20 protein-coding genes, 1 other RNA gene, 2 riboswitches and 2 other annotated features (1 of these 25 cut by a window edge) are annotated in these 21,849 nt (G+C 45.9%); of the genes, 17 read left to right on the forward strand and 4 right to left on the reverse strand.

The annotated features are described in order from the left end of the window. Positions 1-15: 15 nt before the first annotated feature. The 6 genes from BUC05_RS01285 to BUC05_RS01310 all read left to right on the forward strand — a co-directional run bounded on the left by BUC05_RS01285 (position 16) and on the right by BUC05_RS01310 (position 8,058). Entirely contained in the window at positions 16-738 is a 723-nt protein-coding gene (locus tag BUC05_RS01285) for a ThuA domain-containing protein (RefSeq protein ID WP_011246417.1), read from the forward strand. Further along, a complete protein-coding gene (locus BUC05_RS01290) occupies positions 735-1,748 on the forward strand; it encodes a Gfo/Idh/MocA family protein (protein WP_035204533.1) in 1,014 nt (337 codons plus the stop codon). Before BUC05_RS01285 ends, BUC05_RS01290 begins: the two co-directional genes overlap by 4 nt. Before the next feature lie 159 nt (positions 1,749-1,907). Next, positions 1,908-2,960, forward strand: coding sequence for a serine hydrolase domain-containing protein (locus tag BUC05_RS01295; RefSeq protein WP_244153275.1), 1,053 nt, complete (start codon positions 1,908-1,910; stop codon positions 2,958-2,960). Positions 2,961-3,310: 350 nt separating this feature from the next. Then, positions 3,311-3,534 (forward strand) — a binding site (T-box leader). 51 nt (positions 3,535-3,585) lie between these two features. Then, positions 3,586-4,866: a histidine--tRNA ligase gene (hisS, locus tag BUC05_RS01300; protein ID WP_011246420.1), complete on the forward strand. Its 1,281-nt coding sequence runs from the start codon at positions 3,586-3,588 to the stop codon at positions 4,864-4,866. A gap of 3 nt (positions 4,867-4,869) precedes the next feature. Further along, positions 4,870-6,639 (forward strand): aspartate--tRNA ligase, encoded by a 1,770-nt coding sequence (gene aspS, locus BUC05_RS01305; protein WP_035204535.1) that lies wholly within the window; start codon positions 4,870-4,872, stop codon positions 6,637-6,639. Between the two features lie 49 nt (positions 6,640-6,688). After that, positions 6,689-6,799: riboswitch (SAM riboswitch) on the forward strand. 59 nt (positions 6,800-6,858) lie between these two features. Further along, the gene (locus tag BUC05_RS01310) at positions 6,859-8,058 is read left to right on the forward strand and encodes a homoserine dehydrogenase (protein WP_073303974.1); all 1,200 of its coding nucleotides are present in this window, start codon (positions 6,859-6,861) and stop codon (positions 8,056-8,058) included. Here the strand turns inward: BUC05_RS01310 and BUC05_RS01315 are convergent. Next, positions 8,053-8,358 (reverse strand): hypothetical protein, encoded by a 306-nt coding sequence (locus BUC05_RS01315; protein ID WP_011246423.1) that lies wholly within the window; start codon positions 8,356-8,358, stop codon positions 8,053-8,055. The genes BUC05_RS01310 and BUC05_RS01315 overlap by 6 nt on opposite strands. A gap of 201 nt (positions 8,359-8,559) precedes the next feature. Between BUC05_RS01315 and ssrS the strand changes: the two genes are divergently transcribed. After that, a non-coding RNA gene (gene ssrS, locus BUC05_RS01320) (6S RNA) lies at positions 8,560-8,739 on the forward strand. Positions 8,740-9,177: 438 nt separating this feature from the next. On the opposite strand, the gene BUC05_RS01325 is transcribed toward ssrS, so the two are convergent. Continuing rightward, a complete protein-coding gene (locus BUC05_RS01325; protein WP_073303976.1) occupies positions 9,178-10,284 on the reverse strand; it encodes a 5-methyltetrahydropteroyltriglutamate--homocysteine S-methyltransferase in 1,107 nt (368 codons plus the stop codon). Positions 10,285-10,416: 132 nt separating this feature from the next. Continuing rightward, positions 10,417-10,519: riboswitch (SAM riboswitch) on the reverse strand. A 286-nt stretch (positions 10,520-10,805) separates the two neighbouring features. Here BUC05_RS01325 and BUC05_RS01330 point away from each other — a divergent pair. After that, positions 10,806-11,573: a tRNA threonylcarbamoyladenosine dehydratase gene (locus BUC05_RS01330; protein ID WP_035204541.1), complete on the forward strand. Its 768-nt coding sequence runs from the start codon at positions 10,806-10,808 to the stop codon at positions 11,571-11,573. A gap of 59 nt (positions 11,574-11,632) precedes the next feature. Here the strand turns inward: BUC05_RS01330 and BUC05_RS01335 are convergent, their stop codons facing one another. Further along, entirely contained in the window at positions 11,633-12,262 is a 630-nt protein-coding gene (locus BUC05_RS01335) for an RsfA family transcriptional regulator (protein ID WP_063609716.1), read from the reverse strand. A gap of 157 nt (positions 12,263-12,419) precedes the next feature. Continuing rightward, complete coding sequence (locus BUC05_RS01340) at positions 12,420-13,682, reverse strand: replication-associated recombination protein A (RefSeq protein WP_063609715.1); 1,263 nt, start codon at positions 13,680-13,682, stop codon at positions 12,420-12,422. A gap of 282 nt (positions 13,683-13,964) precedes the next feature. On the opposite strand from BUC05_RS01340, the gene cymR reads away from it, so the two are divergent. From cymR to BUC05_RS01385, 9 genes are all read left to right on the forward strand, one after another. Beyond that, entirely contained in the window at positions 13,965-14,384 is a 420-nt protein-coding gene (cymR, locus tag BUC05_RS01345) for a cysteine metabolism transcriptional regulator CymR (RefSeq protein ID WP_011246428.1), read from the forward strand. Between the two features lie 33 nt (positions 14,385-14,417). Next, on the forward strand, positions 14,418-15,578 hold the full coding sequence (locus tag BUC05_RS01350; RefSeq protein ID WP_073304318.1) for a cysteine desulfurase family protein: 1,161 nt from the start codon (positions 14,418-14,420) through the stop codon (positions 15,576-15,578). Positions 15,579-15,607: 29 nt separating this feature from the next. After that, positions 15,608-16,702 carry a tRNA 2-thiouridine(34) synthase MnmA gene (mnmA, locus tag BUC05_RS01355; RefSeq protein ID WP_011246430.1) on the forward strand — a complete coding sequence of 365 codons (1,095 nt, stop codon included), beginning with the start codon at positions 15,608-15,610 and terminating at the stop codon, positions 16,700-16,702. Positions 16,703-16,741: 39 nt separating this feature from the next. Beyond that, positions 16,742-17,401 (forward strand): tetratricopeptide repeat protein, encoded by a 660-nt coding sequence (locus BUC05_RS01360; protein ID WP_063609713.1) that lies wholly within the window; start codon positions 16,742-16,744, stop codon positions 17,399-17,401. Positions 17,402-17,405: 4 nt separating this feature from the next. Next, positions 17,406-19,691 carry an SF1B family DNA helicase RecD2 gene (recD2, locus tag BUC05_RS01365; RefSeq protein WP_073303978.1) on the forward strand — a complete coding sequence of 762 codons (2,286 nt, stop codon included), beginning with the start codon at positions 17,406-17,408 and terminating at the stop codon, positions 19,689-19,691. Positions 19,692-19,741: 50 nt separating this feature from the next. Next, the gene (locus BUC05_RS01370) at positions 19,742-20,212 is read left to right on the forward strand and encodes a PRC-barrel domain-containing protein (RefSeq protein ID WP_035204546.1); all 471 of its coding nucleotides are present in this window, start codon (positions 19,742-19,744) and stop codon (positions 20,210-20,212) included. 12 nt (positions 20,213-20,224) lie between these two features. Then, on the forward strand, positions 20,225-20,413 hold the full coding sequence (locus BUC05_RS01375) for a hypothetical protein (protein WP_011246434.1): 189 nt from the start codon (positions 20,225-20,227) through the stop codon (positions 20,411-20,413). A gap of 20 nt (positions 20,414-20,433) precedes the next feature. Further along, a complete protein-coding gene (locus tag BUC05_RS01380) occupies positions 20,434-20,613 on the forward strand; it encodes a hypothetical protein (protein ID WP_035204549.1) in 180 nt (59 codons plus the stop codon). A 94-nt stretch (positions 20,614-20,707) separates the two neighbouring features. Next, a complete protein-coding gene (locus tag BUC05_RS01385; RefSeq protein WP_011246435.1) occupies positions 20,708-21,784 on the forward strand; it encodes an AI-2E family transporter in 1,077 nt (358 codons plus the stop codon). A 53-nt stretch (positions 21,785-21,837) separates the two neighbouring features. Beyond that, positions 21,838-21,849: a binding site (T-box leader), on the forward strand (it continues 201 nt past the right edge of the window).

Here is a 21,849-nt window from a genome sequence, read left to right on the forward strand (position 1 = left end):
GGAAGGGGAAATACAATGAATGTAACCATTTGGAATGAATTTAGGCATGAACAAAAAGATGAAGCTGTGCGCAGCGTTTATCCAGACGGGATTCACCAAGTCATTGCTGATTTTTTAGGCAAAGAACATCAAGTTTCAACGGCAACACTAGACGAGCCTGAACATGGTTTGACAGAAGAACTGTTAAACCAAACCGATGTCCTTGTTTGGTGGGGGCATATTGCTCACCACGAAGTAGCGGATGAAGTAGTCGAACGCGTTCATAAAAGGGTGCTTGAGGGAATGGGCTTGATTGTCCTTCATTCAGGCCATTTCTCGAAAATATTCAAGAAATTGATGGGGACAGGGTGCGATTTAAAATGGCGTGAGGCGGATGAAAAAGAGCGCCTTTGGGTTGTGAGCCCAAGCCATCCAATTGCAGAAGGCATTGATGAATATTTTGAACTAGAGAAGGAAGAAATGTATGGCGAGCACTTTGATATTCCGAATCCAGATGAGATCGTTTTTCTTAGCTGGTTCCAGGGCGGCGAAGTGTTCCGTAGCGGCTGTACATACACGAGAGGAAACGGCAAAATCTTTTATTTTCGTCCAGGGCATGAAACGTATCCTACCTTTAAAAATCAACATGTCCAACGGGTCATTCAAAATGCCGTTCGCTGGGCAGCACCGACGAAACGGGCATATCCTGCTTACGGAAACGCCAAGCCTCTTGAGCCTGTTCCAGGGGGAAGCAAATGATACAATTAAAACTAGGGTTTATTGGCGTCGGCGGCATTGCATCAGGCAGGCATATCCCTGCATATTCAAAAATCGAGGGAGTCGAACTTGCTGGCGTTTATGATGTTAATGAGAACAGAGCGAAAGAAGTTGCCGACCAGTTTGCGATTCCTTTTGTCGCAAAAGAGGCAGCGGAACTGTTCAAACGTGTCGATGCCGTTATTATTTGTACGCCTAACAAGTTTCACCATGAGATGTCCGTTGCCGCACTTGAAGCTGGTGTCCACGTATTTTGTGAAAAACCGATGGCCATTACGGATGCAGCGTGTGAGGACATGGTCAACGCAGCCGAGAAAGCGAAGCGTGTATTGCAAGTCGGTTACCATTACCGTTTTAAAAAGGAATCGCAAGCCGCCAAACGTCTAATTGCCTCTGGAGGAATCGGCGACCCTCTAGTCGTGCGTGTCGAAGCGATGCGGCGGAGAAAAGTCCCTGGATGGGGCGTGTTCACCAATAAATCCCTTCAAGGCGGAGGGTGTCTAATGGATTACGGTTGCCATTTGTTAGATTTAGCACTTTGGCTCCTTGATTTCCCAGAAATAGAAAGTGTTCACGGCCAAACGTACGAAATGGTCAGCCGCGATCCTGACCAAGTCAATCAATGGGGATTGTACGATGCAACGACCATTGATGTCGAAGACCACGCCACTGCTTATATTAAATTTAAAAACGGCGCGACGATGCTATTTGAAACGTCATGGGCTGCCAATGTTCCTGAAGACAAAGAAACGTTAAGCATCTCTGGCACCCAAGGTGGCGTAAACGTGTTTCCTTATGCTGTCAACCATGCTTCTCAAGGAATGATGACGACTACCGTGGCGGACTGGATTTCCGGAGAAAGCGATGAAGGGCTAGCACAAGCACGGCATTTTGTCGCTGCCTGCACGAGTGGAACAGAACTGATCGTGAAACCGAATGAGGCCCGCCTCGTTTCAAGCATCATCGAACAAATTTATAAACAGAGTAAGTAAGCTTCGCTCAATCGGCGAGGGCCCATTCCGGTTGATCGAAACCGGCCCCAACTTTCTGAAGTCTCCTCCTTTCATCCTTGGATGAAGGGAAGGAGACTTCTTTTGCTTTACGGAGATGCCTCTTTTTGTGGTAATCTAAAGCAAAAAGGGGGAGAAACGGTGGAGCTAGGCAGTACCATGTTCACTTTTTTGCAAGAGCAAATCGACAAAGAACGGCTTCCTGGGGCTGTTATCAGTGTGATCCATCGAAACCGCCTGCTTTTCCGGGGCGCGATCGGTTATCGCCAGCTATGGCCAGACAGGCAACCGATGAGCATCAATACGGTTTTTGATTTAGCTTCTTTAACAAAAGTTGTTTGCACGTTGCCGCTCATTTTACAGTTATGGCAAAGGAAGCGCCTTTCCCTCCATATGCCCGTAGCAGAGGTGCTCCCTCCTTTCGGCGCTAATGGGAAAGAAAATGTAACCATTTTTCAGTTGCTGACCCATTCAGCAGGGCTTCCTGCCAGCGTTCCCTTTTATAAGGAGGGGCTTAATTATCACGAAACGATCGCCCGTGTTTGCCACCAAGCGCCTACGTACACACCTGGAACCCGCGTCGTTTACAGCGATTTAAGTTTTATTGCCCTTGGAGCAATCATCGAACAAGTAACCGGAAAGAGTTTGCAACGGGTTGCAAACGAATGGATATACACTCCTCTTGGCATGCAGGAAACACAGTTTTGTCCCCGATTTCCTGCTACTCGTTACGCAGCAACGGAATGGGATCATTGGTTAGGGCGCCCTAAATGCGGTGAAGTCCATGATGAGAATGCTTTTGCCATGGGGGGCGTCAGTGGCCATGCAGGGCTTTTTTCGACAGTGAGTGACATTGAAAAATTTGCTGGTGAAATGCAAACAGCAAACCCTTTGCTATTTGACCCAGACATTCTCCGCTATGCACGGCAACATTTTAGCGCTGGTATGGAAGAACCCCGGGGACTCGGCTGGATCATAAAAGGAGCACAGACCAACTCGTCTTGCGGCCGCTTTTTTTCCCCGTTTTCCTATGGCCATCTTGGTTTTACAGGCACAAGCATATGGTTTGACCCTGTTGCTGAACTTGCGGTCATTTTTTTAACGAACCGTGTCCATTTAGGAAGAGACAATCATGCGATTCGCCGTATTCGCCCCGCGCTCCATGACTTAATCTATCAATGCCTCTTTTTTTGAAAATACGTTTAAAACGGCCTTGGAATGGCTATCCTAACAAAAACGTTGGGAAAAGGGGCGGTTACATGCGGACTAGTAGCAACTATCCAGTGCCGTTTTACACGCAATGGGAAAAAGAGATTCCTACCCCAATAGGAGTCTGGGATCTAGTGAAACCGTTGGAAACAGGTATCGAGCAACATTCCTTACCGATGTATAAAAAACAGCAAAATCGCAATTAACGGTTGACACCGGTCTGTGTAATTCGTATAGTTATAAACATCTTAGAGTTATTGTTGAAGCATATAAGCGCACAAAAAAGGCGGCATCAAACGCCTGCCGTTTTGTTACCATCACAACTGAAAAATGGAATAAAACCAATGATAAGGCATAGTAGTTAAGGGCAATAGATGCAAAGAGAGGGCCGCCTAGGCTGAAAGCGGCCTCTTCTACCGTAACGAATGAACACCTTTGAGGATTCTTTCTGAACAACCACTGGTTTAGTAGGAAAGGGCGTAGCTGGCGTTAACAGACAAAAGTGGGGGCTTTATGCCTCAATTTGGGTGGTACCACGGGATATGCTCCCGTCCCAGATGATCCGATCATCTGGGACGGGAGTTTTTTTATGGAAAAGGAGAGATGAGAGATGTCGATTCAGCTGCCACGGGGGACGCAAGATATTTTGCCAGATGACGCAGCAATTTGGCAGTACATTGAACAAGTTGCTAAGGAAACATGCGAAACATACCATTATCAAGAAATCCGTACGCCGATCTTTGAACATACCGAAATTTTTTCACGGGGTGTAGGCGATACGACCGATATTGTTCAAAAAGAAATGTATACCTTTTCGGACCGCGGCGGTCGCAGCTTAACACTAAGGCCTGAGGGAACGGCAGCAGTCGTTCGTTCTTATGTCAACCATAAACTGTATGCATCCCCAGCACAGCCAACGAAGTTGTACTACACAGGCCCAATGTTTCGTTATGAGCGCCCACAAGCAGGGCGTATGCGTCAGTTTGTCCAATTTGGCGTAGAGGCGCTTGGCAGCGCTAGCCCCCAACTAGATGCGGAAGTGCTAGCATTGCTCATCGCCATCTGCAAAAAACTTGGCCTTGTCAACTTGAAACTGGTCATCAATTCACTTGGCGATTCGGAAAGCCGTCAGGCGCATCGGGAAGCATTAATTGCCCACTTTAAGCCATCAATTGATGAATTTTGTAGCGATTGCCAAATGCGACTTGAAAAAAATCCATTACGTATTCTCGATTGCAAAAAGGATAGAGAGCATCCGCTTATGGCGACAGCACCGTCGATTTTAGATTATTTAAATGAAGAGTCACGTGCGTATTTTCAGTCGCTAAAGGAAACGCTCGACTTGCTGAACATTCCTTATGTAGTCGATCCAACGCTTGTGCGTGGGTTGGATTATTACAACCATACCGCATTTGAATTGCTTAGTACTGCTCCAGGATTCGGAGCAATTACAACGCTATGCGGGGGCGGGCGCTACAATGGACTTGTCCAGGAATTTGGCGGGCCAGAGACGCCAGGCATCGGATTTGCCTTCAGCATCGAACGCTTTATATTAGCGATGAAAGCGGAGAATGTCGACTTGCCAGTACCGCAAAGCCTTGATGCGTATGTAGTTACTCTCGGCGATGAAGCAAGCCGCCTAGGGCCACAACTGTTGCAACGGTTGCGCGATGGAGGCATTCGTGCTGATAAAGACTACTTAGGCAAAAAAATGAAAGCACAGCTTAAAGCGGCTGATCGTTATCAAGCGTCTTATACAATTATCATTGGCGAAGACGAAATCGCGAAGCAACAAGCGCTCGTTAAACAAATGGCAACTGGAGAACAAACGGTAGTCGCCATTAGCGATTTGACATCATTTTTACAAGAACAGATACGAGGAGGAAACTAGGAGATGAAACGTACACATCATTGTGGCCAACTTGACAAAACACTCGCAGGCCAACAGGTTCAACTAAAAGGGTGGGTGCAGCGGCGCCGTGATTTAGGCCAGGTGATTTTTTTAGATCTTCGTGATCGCTCTGGTATTGTCCAAGTTGTGTGCAGTCCGGAAGTCAGTGAAGAAGCGTTGAAAGCAGCTGACCGTGTCCGCAATGAGTATCTTGTCGCCGTTTCAGGCATTGTGGTGGAACGGAATGAACAGGCCGTTAATGACAAGCTAGCAACTGGTGCTATCGAAGTTCACGTTCGTGAGCTCGAAATCCTGAATGTCTCGAAATCTTTGCCATTCCAAATTGAAGCAGACACGGATGCAGCTGAAGACGTCCGCTTGAAATACCGCTATTTGGATTTGCGTCGCCCTGATATGCAAGAAGCGTTCGCGATGCGTCACAAAATCATGAAAAGCGTTCGCGATTTTCTTGATGCAGACGGCTATTTGGAGATTGAGACGCCAATGCTAACAAAAAGCACGCCAGAAGGAGCGCGCGATTATTTGGTGCCGAGCCGCGTCCATCATGGCCAGTTTTATGCGCTGCCACAATCGCCGCAAATTTTTAAGCAACTGTTGATGGTGTCCGGTTTTGAGAAGTACTTCCAAATTGTCCGCTGTTTCCGTGATGAAGATTTGCGCGCAGACAGGCAGCCTGAATTTACGCAAATCGATATTGAAACAAGCTTTCTTGATACAGAGGATATCTTGGCGATGACTGAAGCCATGATGGAAAAATTGCTGAAAGAAACACACGGGCTTGAGCTAAAACGGCCTTTCCCGCGGATGACGTACGAGGAAGCGATGAACCGCTACGGTTCTGACAAGCCTGACACTCGTTTTGGCATGGAACTGATCGAACTGTCTGACGTGCTCAAAGACACGGAGTTTAAAGTGTTTAAAGGCGCGTTAGAAGCAGGCGGCATTATTAAAGGCCTTACACTGAAAGGCGGGGCTGATAAGCTTTCACGAAAAGACATTGATGCGCTAGCTGATTTTGTCAAGCCTTATGGGGCAAAAGGGTTGGCTTGGCTCAAAGTCGATGACGAAGGGATAAAGGGCCCGATTGCCAAATTCTTTAATGAGGCGCAAACGGCTGCATTGCTTGCGGCAATGGACGCTGAAGCAGGCGATTTGCTCTTTTTCGGAGCCGATAAAAAGCAAGTTGTGTTTCATGCATTGGGCGCGCTGCGCTTAAAGTTTGGAAAGGAGTTTCAGCTAATTGACGAAAACGCGTTTCATTTCCTCTGGGTAACTGATTTTCCACTTGTCGAATATGACGAACAAGCAAAACGGTTTGTCGCGCTCCATCATCCGTTTACACGCCCGAAAGCGGAAGACTTGGACCTGATGGAAACCCATCCAGAGCAAGTACGTGCCGAAGCATATGACCTTGTCTTAAACGGCTTTGAGCTTGGCGGCGGTTCCCAGCGCATCTATGAACGGGAACTGCAAGAAAAAATGTTCAAGCTCCTTGGTTTTAGTTCAGAAGCGGCTAAAGAAGAGTTTGGCTTTTTGCTTGAAGCATTTGATTATGGAACGCCTCCACATGGCGGCATTGCCTTAGGTCTGGACCGAATCGTCATGCTTCTTGCACGCAAAAGCAATTTACGTGAGGTGATTGCTTTTCCAAAAACGGCAAGCGCTAGCGACCTTCTAACCGAAGCGCCAAACAAAGTGAGCGTTGAACAGCTGATTGATTTAAACTTGTCCATTATTAGCAAGCGCAGTTGACAAATACGTGGCCTCTGCTTATAATGTGCCTAATATAAAAATGAATAAGAACTTATCAAGAGTGGCGGAGGGACCTGACCCAATGAAGCCCGGCAACCAGTTTATTTGTAAACCACGGTGCTACATTCAGCAGAGCAGCTTTTGTTCTGAAAGATAAGTGAGGCGAACCCCTTTTCTTATCTGAAAAGGGGTTTTTTCAATGGAGAAAGGGTGAAGACGGTGAAAATAGGCATTATTGGATTTGGGACAGTAGGGACTGGCATTTACGAGCGCATCACCAGTACACAAAGAGCGCTCCAACAGATGGTAAGTGATCGGATTGAACTTGTCTCCATTTTAGTAAAAGATCAGTCTAAGCAAAGGCAAAGCGAAGGGGCCAAACTCGTTACGTCATCATGGGATCTTTTCCGGGAGGCTGCTACATATGATGTTGTGTTTGAAGTAACAAATGTTGTCGAACCGGCCAGAACGTATACGGAAAGCTTGCTAGCAGAAGGCGTATCTGTAGTGACCGCCAATAAAAAGCTTGTCGCCTTACACGGTAAAGAACTAGAGGCGGTCGCCCTTTCATCTGGTGCCTATTACGGCTACGACGCTGCGGTTTGTGGAGCGATCCCGATTGTGAATGTGTTGCAAAGTGCATTGGCGACAACTGCGATTAATGGGATATCAGGCATTTTAAACGGCACAACCAATTTTATTCTCACTGAAATGGACAGTGGCAAAACCTATCAACAAGCTCTAGATGAAGCGCAGCGGCTTGGCTATGCAGAAACAGACCCGACGTCCGATGTAGAAGGCTATGACGCCCTGTATAAGTTGACTTTGCTGGCGCGCCTTTGTTTTGGTCAATGGGTCGACTTATCGGCATTTGAACGCCAAGGAATCGGCGGGATTGAACCATGGCATGTACGGGTGGCAAAAGAAAACCAGTTTGCCTTAAAACTTGTTGGCACCTCTTTTTTACAACAAGACGGCAGCATAACTGGTACTGTGAAGCCTGCTTTTGTAGAGGAAACACATCTATTAGCGGGCGTAAACGGTGTGGCCAATGGCGTTCTGTTACAAGGCAAAGACATTCAGCAATTGTTTTTTGCTGGCCCAGGAGCAGGGCAAGAGGCAACAGCCAATAGCGCTGTCGAAGACTTTATTCTACATGAGAAAGGCAAGCGTCTGCGTAGGACCGTCCTTTCCCAGCCTGCATCGAATATGCCTCAACTGCAAAAGCAGCTTTGGTTTGTACCTACTGGGGCAGATGTCAGTGACGTTTCCAGCAATATTCATGTGTGGGAGCGCCGCCGCGAAAAAGAAGGCGATGTCCTTTTAGTGACGGCGCCACTTTTGGAAGTTCCTTTTCAGTCGTATCAAGTAATTGGTGGGGAGCATGTATTTAAACAGGAACAGGCACATGCTTTATGAGCGGAATTTTGTTTCAGGGACAAGTTTTTTGAACGCTTTAATAAAGGATTCGGGATTTTGCTTAATTTTATACGTAACAACGCCTTGGCTTGTATGCAAATAAAGAAAACCAAGCTGGCTTTCTCCACTCGGCAGCCGGTAGGAAATGTCGAAAACAGAACCAATAGGGAACGAAGCGTTTTCTGTTTCAATCCGGTCAGGATAAAGTGCTAAATCAAACGACGTTTCGACAATCTGCTTTTTGAGTAATCCAATTTCCTGGCGAACTTCAATACAGCGGTGCGTTGCCAGCTTTGACATGGACGATCCCTCCTTTGGTTAAACTGCGTAAACGTTGCCCAGTAAAGAAGGGCAAGCAAAAAGACAATGTACAATTACCATAGCACATCTAAAAACAATTCTCGAATCTCACAATCACTGAAAAAGCCGTAGGAAAAACGTTTTAATTTTCCGTGAATACTTGAGAAGCGTTTAAAAAAAGAGTATAATGGCTATACAAACATTATCCTGAGATGTTCGTAGGAATTGTTTACTTTGAGCCAACACCTTAAAAAAGGGAGCTTGCCGTTATTGGCTCGCTTACATGCCCCGCAAGCTGGGGACGTAAAAAGGCCAATGCGAAGCACCCACCTGCCTTGCAGGTTCAAAGCACCAAGTTCTTACGGCATAGTCGGGATAATTGTGACGATGAAGCACCCTTGTGGGTGCTTTTTTGGTTTGGCTTTCTAACGGCGAAAGAAATCAAAATCTCAAGGATGATTGGCTAGTGTATTCCAGAGAAGGTCGGTCTTGAGCTTATAGGGAATATCACGGCTTCTCTAGAAAAATTCAAAGTTGGCTACCGGCAAAATGGAGGCCAAGTTCGTGACTATATGCTCAAGCTATATAAAGACGATAGCCGAAAAGGGAGTCCCCTCTCAGACTTGCTGATTAACGGTTCTCTTGTGGATGAAAGACATATGACAGAGATAAACGAGACATACTAAAGCCCGGCCTATGCCGGGCTTTTATAAGATGTATACTTTCTGAATTGGTTTTAAACGGAACGATGTCCAAGTAAAAAACAGGGGAAGCGTGAAAAAGAGAGAAATTCCGATCGTGCTTGATTGAAACGCGTCCTTATCCCCAAACTTCTTTGGCAATATCAACGATATATTTTAATTTTGCCCACTGTTGTTCCTCGGTTAAAAGATTTCCATGATGAGTGGAAGCAAAGCCACATTGAGGGCTTAAACAGAGTTGTTCTAGCGGTACATATTGGCTTGCTTCATTAATGCGGCCAATGATTGATTCTTTATCTTCTAATTCCCCATTTTTAGAGGTGAGGAGTCCAAGAACAACGCGGGCCCCGCCGTTCGGAATATGCTCCAGTGGTTTAAAGTCTCCAGAACGATCGTCATCGTATTCTAAAAAGAAACCATTCACTTTCTCTTTTGCAAATAAAGTCGGAGCAATAAGGGCATAACTGCCTTCAAAAGCCCAGTTAGACCGGTAGTTGCCACGGCAAAGGTGAGTCGTCACAACGAGATCGTCTGGTTTTTCTTCCAAAACGCCATTTACGACACGGAGTGCTAAATCAATTAAATATTCTCTTGAGTATGCTCCATCATTAAATGGAATGTCAGGCGACGAAAGGCCAGCAATATAGACGTCATCAAATTGCAAATAACGACAACCTGCCTCGTAGAAAGCGTTCACGGCATCACGGTAGGCTTGAATAATATCTTTTGCGTATTCCTCAATATCAGGGTAGATCGTTTCATCACGAATGCCAATATTAAACAATTGATTTGGGCTCGGAATGGTTTGCTTCGCGACTGCACGCCCTCCGACAATCTTATTAAATTCAATAAAGTCTTTTACATGGGGATGATCATGGTTAAATGAAACCTTTCCTACGTTGCGGACGTTGTATCTTTCCGTTTCTTCATTGCCTTGGAAAATATAGCCGACTTCTGGAACATACCCTTCTACGCCATTCAAATGTTCGAGGAAATCAGTATGCCAGAAACGACGCCTAAATTCCCCGTCCGTCACCAACTCCAAGCCAATTTCAATTTGCTTATCGACAATTCGTTTGATTTCTTGTGTCTCTATTTCATGCAATTGCGCGGCCGTAATGGTGCCTTCCTTACAGTCATTTCTCGCTTGGTGGATACGTTCTGGCCGCAGTAAACTGCCAACGTGGTCTGCCCTAAATGGTGGTTTTACAGCAATGCTTGTCATCCTCATTTCTCTCCTTTTGATTAAAGAATGGTTACCCAAAGTGATGCTTGCCACTTCTCCACTCAGTTGTACCGGCCAAATAATAAAGGACCTTCTAGAATAAAGAAGGTCCTCGTACTATAGACAACGAACTTCTTATCTCCTAGGTACATTACCTATTGGAATTAGCACCATTGCCAAAGGCCGGTTGCTGAGACTTCAAAGGGCCAAATCCCTCCATCTCTCTGGATAAGAAAAAACATATTTATTTTTGTAAAGGGTTAATGGTTAATACTCTAGTATATCTTTTAAAGAAATGCAAGGAAAATTTAGATTTTAGGCAGTTTAATTAGAAACCGGCTTGTAGTTAAGAAATGATTTAGGCGCATTTAGAAATTTGTGCAATCGTTAATCTCTTCCGGTATCGGTTTTTCGCTTTTTCTCTTAATGCGAGAAAAAAATCACATACGAGCAGGCGGATTGCGTTCATTTTGTGGTATGATCATTCAGTCAGTACAAAGGCACAAAAGGAGTGGACATCGATGTTGCACCAGTTTTCAAGAAATGAGTTAGCAATCGGCCATGATGGGCTGGAGCGCCTAAAAGGCAGTACAGTTGCTGTGTTAGGGGTAGGAGGAGTCGGATCCTTTTCGGCAGAAGCGCTAGCCCGTTCTGGCGTCGGTAAAATTGTGCTCGTTGATAAAGACGATGTCGATATTACGAATGTAAATCGCCAGATCCATGCATTGCTCTCAACAGTTGGCAAGCCGAAAGTTGATTTGATGGCTGCGCGGATAAGTGACATCAACCCAAATTGTGAAGTAATTACAAGAAAAATGTTTTATACCGAGGAAACGTATGAATCGTTTTTTTCACATAAACTTGACTTCGTCATTGATGCCAGCGACACCATTTCTTATAAAATCCATTTGATTAAACAATGTAAGCTGCGGGGCATTCCGATTATATCCAGCATGGGAGTCGCCAATAAAATGGACCCAACTCGTTTAAGGATTGCGGATATTTCCGAAACAAGCTATGACCCTATTGCAAAAGTAATTCGTACGAGGTTACGAAAAGAGGGGATTCATAAAGGCGTCAATGTTGTTTTTTCAGATGAGAAACCGATCCAAATTAGGGAAGACATCCGTAAGGAAATTGTACCTGAAACGGCTGAACAAGGAAACATCCGCAAAGCGAAACTACCGCCGTCTTCAAATGCGTTCGTGCCGTCTGTATCAGGCTTGATCATGGCGGGACATGTCATCACTTGTTTACTAGAAGGCATAGAGATTAACCGACGTTCTTAACTAGTAAGCTCCTACGCTAAAAAACGTAGGAGCTTTCATCCTTTAAACAAGAAGCGAATTTACTTTGATAGTTTCTCTAAGTTTCCGTTAGCGTCCATCCGAAAAGCAGGATGATCCTGTTCGTCTTCTTCCAAAATTGCAAGGCGGCGCGCCCTGTTCATAATCGAAATCAACGACTGGTAATCTTCTTCAATCATACTATGTTCTTGTTTATTTCGTTGTAGCTTTGTTTCTAGCTCGTTTAATTTAGCAGTCTTTTCTTCCAATTGAGCGCGCAACTGTTTGTTCTCTAATTCTAAGCGTGAGGACGCGGGCTCGGTTTGTGCCAATTGTTTGAGTTGGCCAATAATAGATTCAAGCGTCACCGCTCCACCATCCACTGTTGCTGTTTGGTAAAACGTTCTAGACGGGCTTTCTGTTTTTCCAATACGAGCTTGAGAGAAATAACTGGCTGAAAGCGCTCGTTTCCGTTCTTTTCGTTCCCGTTTGGCGGAATCGATTTGCTTTAAATATTTTTGCCGTACAACAGCATTCCATCTAAATCCACATGCTGCAGAGGTCCGGTTTAAAGCATCCCCAACCTCGTCAAATGCCTTTAGCTGTGTACTTCCTTCTTTAATATGCGTTAAAACAGTCTCAGCAAGAAGCACATCATCTTCATGGGACCATGCATCTTGTCTCGTTTTCATTTGTCCATCTCCTTCATGCAGTGCTTATGGCTTTACTTTTGCCAGAGTTGCGCCATTTTATACTAGCCTGCTAAAAAAGATCTTGTTTGCGAGAATGGACAATCACGTCATCGTAACTAGGCAATCGATGTTGGCAGAAAAAAAGGATGAAACATGTTTAGCTTCGTCTTTTGTACATTTCGCTAAGCGCTTGTTCGAATTTCCCTGTTTGCTTTGGCTCATAATAACGGTGATCGGCAATTTTGTCTGGCAAATACTGTTGTTTGACCCAGCCATCTTTATAGTCATGAGGGTATTTATAGTCGCTGCCTCTGCCTAATTGTTGCGCTCCTTTATAATGCGCATCTTTTAAATGGCGAGGCACTTCACCACTGCCACCTTTTCGCAGTGCATCCATAGCGGCATCAAGTGCTTTATAGGCACTGTTGCTTTTTGGAGAAAGGGCAAGTTCAACCACAGCGTTGGCAAGAGGAATCCGTGCTTCAGGCAGTCCGAGCCTTTCTGATGCTTCAATGGCTGCAAGCGTTCGAGGCCCCGCTTGGGGATTGGCAAGGCTAATGTCCTCATAGGCGATAACGAGCAGACGGCGATGGATGCTAATAAGGTCGCCTGCTTCTAACAAGCGTGCCAAGTAGTGAAGACTTGCATTCACGTCGCTTCCGCGGATCGACTTTTGAAAAGCAGACAGCACATCATAATGGGCATCGCCATCTTTGTCATGTTGAATGCTTTTTTTCTGGATACTCTGTTCGGCGGAACGGAGTGTGACAGAGCGTGTGCCATCTGGCTGTTTAGGTGTGGAGAGGACAGCAAGCTCAAGCGCATTAAGGGCAGCGCGGACATCGCCGCCACAAGCCAATGCCAAATGGCGGAGTGCTTCAGGGGCGATATCGATTTTTTCATGGCCAAGGCCTCTCTCTTCGTCTGCGAGGGCACGGCGCAGCGCTTTTTCAATATCATCAGGTTCGAGCTGTTCCAATTCAAAAATATGGCAGCGGCTACGAATCGCTGGGTTGATTGAATGGTAAGGATTGGCAGTAGTAGCGCCAATTAAAAGCAATAGACCGCTCTCTAAATGGGGGAGCAGAAAGTCTTGCTTTGCTTTATCAAGGCGATGGACTTCATCTAATATTAAAAGGAGCGAGCCATACATCTTGGCTTCCTCGACAGCCGTCTCCATATCTTTTTTATGATGGACAGTGGCGTTCAACATGCGGAAATGCATGCCGCTCGACCCTGCAATCGCTCGGGCAATCGACGTTTTCCCTGTACCTGGCGGACCATAAAGCACCATGGAGGAAAGCTGGTTCGCTTTAATCATTCTCGATAACATCATGCCTTCCCCAAGCAAAGAATGCTGGCCAATCACTTCTTCGACAGAAGTAGGGCGCATGCGATAGGCCAACGGTTGTCTTTTCATGAGTGTCCCTCCTCTTTTTCCTCGTCTTACGTAGTGTAGCTCAGACAAGCAGAACTGTCCATGAACGAAATGCCCGTGCCTTCTCGATTCTGCGAACTTCTATCAATCCAGTATGAAAACATGCTATAATGTCAAGGGTATAAAGGAAAATTTAGCGCTTGCCAAGTAGGAATAGGCAACATTGAAAAGCGGATCACGAGAACGGATTGTCACATACATGTAGTGAAAGACGGAGTATTTTCCAGATCATACAGCATTTATTTTGATGAAAGAGGGATTGACGTGAAAATTTCGACAAAAGGACGTTATGGATTGACGATTATGATGGCACTCGCTAAGAAATCAGGGGAAGGGCCTGTTTCCTTGAAATCTATTGCTAAGGAATATAAACTATCAGAGCATTATTTGGAGCAATTGATTGCGCCGCTTCGCAATGCGATGCTCGTTAAAAGTGTTCGCGGTGCCTATGGTGGCTATATGCTGGCTAAAGATGCCGAAGATATTACAGCAGGCGATATTATTCGTGTGTTAGAAGGACCGATTAGTCCGGTTGAAGTGCTTGAAGATGAGGAGCCTGCCAAGCGCGATTTATGGATAAAAATACGGGACGCAGTCAAGGAAGTGCTCGATAAAACGACTCTTGCCGACTTAGCCAATTTTAAGGAAGATGGAGAACAAGAGTATTATATGTTTTATATTTAACACAATGGAGCAAGGGGACGGAAGGTGCCACTCATGAAGCAAATTTATTTAGACCATGCAGCCACATCAGTGTTGCATCCCCAAGCGTTGGAAGCGATGATGCCTTATTTTTCTACGGTTTTTGGTAATCCATCAAGCATCCATCAGTTTGGACGCCAAGCGAAACAAGCGTTAATCGAAGCCCGTGAATCAATTGCGTCATTGCTAAACGCTAACAGCAATGAGGTGCTGTTTACGAGCGGCGGTACAGAAGCGAATAATTTAGCGCTTATTGGCTTTGCCCGTGCCAACCGTGAAAAAGGCACGCATATCATCACTTCAGAAATTGAACATCATGCTGTCCTGCATACGCTGGAGGAATTGGAAAAGGAAGGGTTTTCGATAACAAAGCTGCCTGTCAATGAAAATGGGCAAATTTCGTTTGCGCAATTGAAAAATGCGTTAACCGAAGAAACGATCCTTGTCTCCATCATGTTTGCGAACAATGAGGTTGGCACAGTGCAACCGATTAAAGAAATTGGCGAGCTGCTAAAAGGGCATCAAGCAGCTTTTCATTCCGATGCTGTTCAAGCAGCTGGGCTATATGAGCTCAATACGGACGAGCTCGCCGTAGACTTGATGACCATTGCAAGCCATAAGCTAAATGGGCCAAAAGGGATTGGCTGTTTGTTTGTACGTGAAGGCATCGAATTAGAACCGCTGTTGCATGGGGGCGAGCAAGAACGGAAACGCAGGGCAGGCACAGAAAATGTCGCCGGTGCTGTTGGTTTTGCTCATGCTTTCAACCAAGCATACGCTGAACGTGAGCAGCGTCGCCAAAGCTACAAATTATACAGGGCAATGTTTTTTGAAACGATGGAGCGGCGCGGTGTAGCAGTGCTGGAAAATGGCGAGAGTGGGGAACGGCTTGATCACATTTTGAACGTTTGTTTTCCAGGTGCGTCTACAGAAGCGCTTTTGATGAAATTAGACCTGCAAGGGATTGCTGCGTCTGGAGGTTCTGCTTGCACGGCAGGGACGCTTCAACCTTCTCATGTCATTCAAGCGATGTATGGAAAAGATAGCCATCGTGTCAAAGAAGCGATCCGCTTTAGTTTTGGCATGACCAATTCAAAGGAAGAGTTGGCTTATGCGTTTGAGCAAATCGCGGATTGCGTCTTGTCTGAGCAAGGGAAAAAGGCGTTCATTGAATAGCGGCGAGCAATAGAAAGTGGGGAACCAATATGAAAAAACGAGAAGATACACGTGTCGTTGTCGGCATGTCTGGAGGTGTAGATTCTTCTGTAACAGCTTTGCTTTTGAAAGAACAAGGCTATGATGTCATTGGGATTTTTATGAAAAACTGGGATGATAGCAATGATTCAGGCTTTTGTTCGGCCACAGAAGATTATGAGGACGTTGAGCGAGTAGCGCAACAGCTAGGCATTCCATACTACGCAGTTAATTTTGAGAAACAATACTGGGATAAAGTGTTTACGTATTTTCTAGAAGAATATAAAGCGGGACGAACGCCAAATCCTGACGTTATGTGCAACAAAGAAATTAAGTTTAAAGCATTCTTAAACCATGCGATTTCCCTCGGCGCTGACTATGTCGCGACGGGCCATTATGCCCAATTGCAGGAATTGGACGGGGAATATAGGTTAATAAAAGGGGCAGATGCTAATAAAGACCAGACGTATTTTTTAAATGCACTTAGCCAAAAACAACTGTCAAAAGTGATGTTCCCTCTTGGCCATTTGCAAAAAGCGGAAGTGCGAAAAATTGCTGCTGAGGCAGAGCTTGCAACAGCAACGAAAAAAGACAGCACTGGCATTTGTTTTATTGGCGAGCGTGATTTTAAAGAATTCCTGCAAACCTTTCTCCCAGCACAACCAGGACGGATGGAAACAATGGACGGCATTGATAAAGGGCAGCACGATGGGCTTATGTACTATACGCTTGGCCAGCGCCAAGGGCTTGGCATTGGTGGCGCTGGGGAGCCGTGGTTTGTCATTGACAAAGACTTGGAACGAAATGTACTCATTGTCGGTCAAGGCTATCATCATCCAGGACTATACTCAGATGGGCTCTGGGCTACTGACATGAACTGGATTGCCAAAGAAGAAAGAACGAGCCCATTTACATGCAAAGCAAAATTTCGATATCGTCAAGAAGACCAAGGCGTTACTGTATTTCCGAAGGAAGATGGCCGTGCGTTTATTCAGTTTGACCAGCCACAACGCGCGATTACGCCAGGACAAGCGGTTGTGTTGTATGAAGGAGATCGTTGCATTGGTGGCGGCGTGATTGACAAAATTCACCGGGAAAATGCGTAAACCGCGTTTTCCTTTTTAGCTTTCGGAGGGGGAAGGACGATGGATAATCAAGCGGGAATTGAGCTCATGCGAAAAGGGAACTATGAAGAAGCGGCAAAACAGTTTGCTGCCTACATTGAAGAAAATCCAAAAGAACCGACAGGGTATATCAACATGGGGAACTTGCTAGCAGCTCTCAATGACTTTGAGCGTGCGCTCGTTTTTTATGAGCGAGCACTGGAGCTCGACCACGATGCGACTGTTGCCTATTACGGGATAGGCTGTGTCCATTATCAGCAAGAAAACCACCAGCAAGCGATTCAAGCGTTTACTGAAGCGCTTACTGGTGGCATGAATGAGGCAGACTTGTTTTACATGCTAGGCATGAGCTATTACAGCGAAGGGAAGCTTGCTCATGCACAGGCTAACCTAAGCCGAGCATATGAATTAAGTAGTGAAGACAGCGAAATTGTTTTTCAATATGGGCTGTGCTTAGCCCAGCTGGAGCTGCTGGACGAAGCCCGTCCTTTGTTTGAAAAAACAATTGCCCTTGATCCTAGTCATGCTGATGCTTATTACAATTTAGGGGTTGTCCAGGCAGCGTCTGATGAAGCTGAGGCAGCACTTGCCTCTTTTAACCAAGCGCTTGCCCACCAACCGGACCATCTTCTCGCTGGCAACGGCAAACGGCTTATTGAAGCGACACTTGAAAAAGGGTGAAGCTATGGATAATGTTGGGGAAAAAACGCTGGAGAAAGGTTTTGTTAAAGGAAAAGTCGTTCATGTGTTGTTTCGCAATGAAGAAAACGACTATACAGTGGCGATGACGCGGATTGAAAAGACGAATGAACAAATGGAAGGGCGCAAAATAACGGTTGTCGGCCATTTGCCTGAACTGGAAGTAGAGGAGACCTATTTATTTTTCGGGCAAGTCGCTGAACATCCACGCTTTGGCCTCCAATACAAAGTGGAAACGTTTAGGCGCGATTTGCCACAGACGAAAAGCGGAATTATTCGGTTTTTGTCAAGCGACCGTTTCCCTGGCGTTGGCAAAAAGACAGCGGAAGCAATTGTCGACGCCCTCGGTGAAAGGGCCATTTCAGCTATTATTGAAGATCGAACGGTATTAAACAACATCCCGAAGCTAAAAGAAGATACAGCGACGATGCTCTATAACCAACTTCTTGAGCAACAAGGCGCGGAGCAAGTCATTATCCAACTGTCCCAATACGGGTTTGGCACAGAGTTGTCGATGAGTGTTTACCGAACGTACAAATTGCAAGCACTTGATGTTATCCGCACCAACCCGTATTTGCTCATTCAGGATGTAGAAGGAGTCGGCTTTCGCCGTGCAGACCAATTAGGGGCGGCGATTGGCTTAACTGGGAACCATCCAGAGCGCTTGCGGGCGGGGCTGCTTTATTTGCTCCGGGAATGTTGTATGCAACAAGGACATTTATACTTGCAGGAGGAAGCGCTCATTACGGAGGGGACTGCATTATTATCGAGCCCAAACGTCCAAATTGACGCTTCCGAGCTTGAGGCCATCCTCATCGAAATGAATGAAGAGGGCATGCTCGTTCGTGAGGAAGACCGCATCTACATGAAGTCATTGTATTATGCAGAAAAAGGCATTGCCACCAACATCCGCCGAATTTTAAGCCAAGAACTGACACAAGAATTCACTGAAGCAGACATTGAAAAAACACTCGGGCACATTGAGGATACACATGCTGTTACGTATTCAAACACGCAAAAAGAAGCGATTGCCACTGCTCTTCGTTCTCCGCTGTTGTTGCTGACAGGAGGGCCTGGAACAGGAAAGACTACGGTCATTAAAGGAATTGTGGAAGCTTATGCTGCGCTTCATGGGCTTTCTCTTGAAGTGGCTGCTTACAAAAACAAATCTTTCCCCCTTAAGTTGACTGCGCCCACTGGTCGAGCCAGCAAACGGATGGCTGAAGCAACGGAACTGCCTGCAAGCACGATACACAGCTTGCTCGGCTGGAAAGGCAGTGCGACCGGCTTTGAAAAAGGCGACCATGAACAGCTTGAAGGGGAACTGCTAATTGTCGATGAGATGTCGATGGTCGATGCCTGGGTTGCAAATCAGTTATTTAAAGCGATTCCCAAAGGCATGCAAGTCGTGTTAGTAGGGGATGAAAACCAGTTGCCTTCTGTAGGGCCTGGCCAAGTATTAAAAGACCTTTTAGAAGCAGACGTTATTCCAACAATCCAATTAAAGGACATTTACAGGCAAGCTGAAGGCTCTTCCATCATTGAGCTTGCCCACTCGATGAAAGATGGCGTGCTTCCAAGTGATTTTTTAACGAAAAAGGCAGACCGCGTCTTTTTTCCTTGCCAGCCGAACCAAGTGCAACAAGCCGTTTGGCAAATTTGTGAAAACGCCATGAAGAAAGGCTACAGTGCTAAGGAGATCCAAGTACTGGCACCCATGTACCGCGGGCAGGCAGGGATCAATGAATTAAACACGATGCTTCAGTCCCTATTTAATCCGGCAAAAGAAGGCCGCAGAGAGCTGCCGTTTGGGGATGTTGTTTTTCGCAAAGGCGATATGGTCCTCCAGTTAGTCAACAATCCAGAGGAAGGCGTATACAACGGCGATAGAGGAGAAATTGTTGCTGTTTTCTACGCTAAAGAGACGACGGAAAAAAAAGATCAGCTAGTGGTTTCCTTTGACGGACTGGAAGTCACCTATGAGAAAAAAGACTTTTCACAGCTAACCCATGCCTATTGCTGTTCTATCCATAAAGCACAAGGAAGCGAATTTCCGATTGTGGTGATGCCAGTCGTGTCGAGCTACATGCGCATGCTGAGGCGGAACTTGCTTTATACAGGCATTACCCGGGCCAAGCAGTATTTGCTCTTATGTGGCGATCGAAAAACGATGGAACAGGCGATTAAACATGCAGACGAGCACCGCCATTCCAAATTAAAGGAGCGCCTTCAACAATTGCTTTCACGTACTGGTAACGTTCACCGGGGATAGAGGAAGCTACATATGCATAACTTAAGACTGTTCGGAAAGGCGGTGTTTCTTTGCGAACAGTTCAAGCGCTTATAGGGCTTCCTGTTATCAGCAATACAACTGGCCATGAACATGGCCGGGTCGTGGATGCTCTGTTTGATGGCAAAGAAGTCGTTGGCTTAACGGTGAAACGAACACATTTGTTTGCACAGCATGCTTTTTTGCCGATTGGTGAAATTGCTCACGCTGGTCAGGAAGCGGTTATGATCGCTGGTGAACAGGCTTTAAAGCCGTTCAACCGCGAGCAAAAAATGCTCCACCCTATTCACACAGGGCGACGCCGTTTCAAAGGGAAGCCGCTTCTTTCCGAGGAAGGGGAAACGCTCGGATTGGTAGAAGATGTATATTTCAACGTCGAATTGGGCACGATCATAGGGTATGAAGTGACAGATGGCTGGCTGTCTGATATAAAGGAAGGCCGGAAAGTCGTTAAAGGCCAACATTTAGTAATCAGTAAAGAACGGGCCATTCTGTCTCTGTAAAGGAGGCCCTCTATGCGTTGCCCTAACTGCCACCGAAAAGACATCGGAAAGATTGGCACAAACCAATACTATTGTTGGAATTGTTTCATTGAGATGAGTTTAGTGAAAGACACGTTGCTCCTTCACCAAGTAGAGGAGGACGGTTCGCTCAGCTCACTTGACGATTTGTTTGAAACGGAAGAACGTCGTCTAAACATGTAAGCTAAGCGGAGGTGAGCCTTTTGCGGAAGTCAATCGCTCCATTAATGGCCATCGGCGTTGGCGCTGCATGGTATTCATTAAATGACCGGAAAACAAAGCGGAGAATCCGGCAATTTATAGAGCCAGTAATGCAAGCTAACCTGATGAATGCCCGTACTTGGAAAAAAGCGAGAAAAAGATTCAAACGCATGTTTGCCTAGACAAGAAAAAGCGGCCGCAATAGGGCCGCTTTTTTTGATTACAAAGCCACTGTTTTGCGCAAGCTAGGGAGGAGAGGCAAAAGGAGTGGGAGTCATGAAGCGGGAACGGCTGCAAACAGACGTGTTGAAATGGACGAAATATTTACTGATCGTGCTATTGTTGTTGCTGGTAGGCCAAGTAGTGTTATTTTTACGGCCAGTGTGGGACATTTTGGCGACATTGCTCGGACCGCTTTGTGTTGCTTTTGTATCGGCCTATTTGCTTCACCCCATTGTTGAGTGGTTTGTTCGTCTCGGATTGCCGCGAGCACTTGCCACGTTTATGTTGTTTTTAGCATTTATTCTTGCAATTGCCGCTATGCTTTTTTGGGGATTGCCCGCGCTTGCGGCACAGGTAAAAGAAGCCATGGATGTACTGCCAGGACAATTGGCTGAAGTAAAAAAGTCACTGTTGAACTTACAACGTACGGCGGAAAACCTACCAAACCCACTCGACGACCATGTCGGCGAATGGAGTGTAAAAATTGAATCGTTCGCAAAAGCGGGGCTTGACCAGATCGAACAAGTGATTATCCGGATGTTACAGTCCTTTATGACATGGATCGTCGTTCCTTTTTTAGTGTTTTACCTTTTAAAAGACTACGAGCTCCTTAAACGGGTTGCTTTTTACTTAACGCCAAGAAAATGGCGAAAAGGGTTGACAGCCTATGCAAACGATGTTGATCGGACATTTGGTTCCTATGTTCGTGGTCAGCTGCTAGTCGCTTTTTGTGTTGGCGTGCTTTCGACTGTTGCTCTGTGGATTCTTGGCGTTCCTTATCCAATTGTGCTCGGTTTTTTTGTTGGTGCGACTGATTTTATCCCTTATTTCGGCGCGATTATTGGCGCGATTCCAGCAGTCGGTGCTGCTCTTCTTGAATCAACGACGCTCGGTCTTTATACAGTGATTGCATTAGTCATTATTCAGCAAATTGAAGGGAATCTGCTATCGCCGGTCATTGTCGGCCGGACGGTTCATTTGCATCCAATGATCATCATTATTGCACTGTTAATTGGCGTGGAAGCTGGTGGCATTGTTGGTTTGCTCATTGCAGTCCCAGTTGCGGCGATTTTAAAGGTGACGGTCGTCCATATTCGTCAGTCCATTAAAGGCGATATCCAGCACGATTGACATTTGTATCCTTGAACGCTATAATCGTGCTGAAAAAGATATACCGGAAAACGGTTATTGCGTTG

The organism is Shouchella rhizosphaerae (assembly GCF_900142675.1).
Classification (GTDB): Bacteria; Bacillota; Bacilli; order Bacillales; family Bacillaceae_D; genus Shouchella; species Shouchella rhizosphaerae.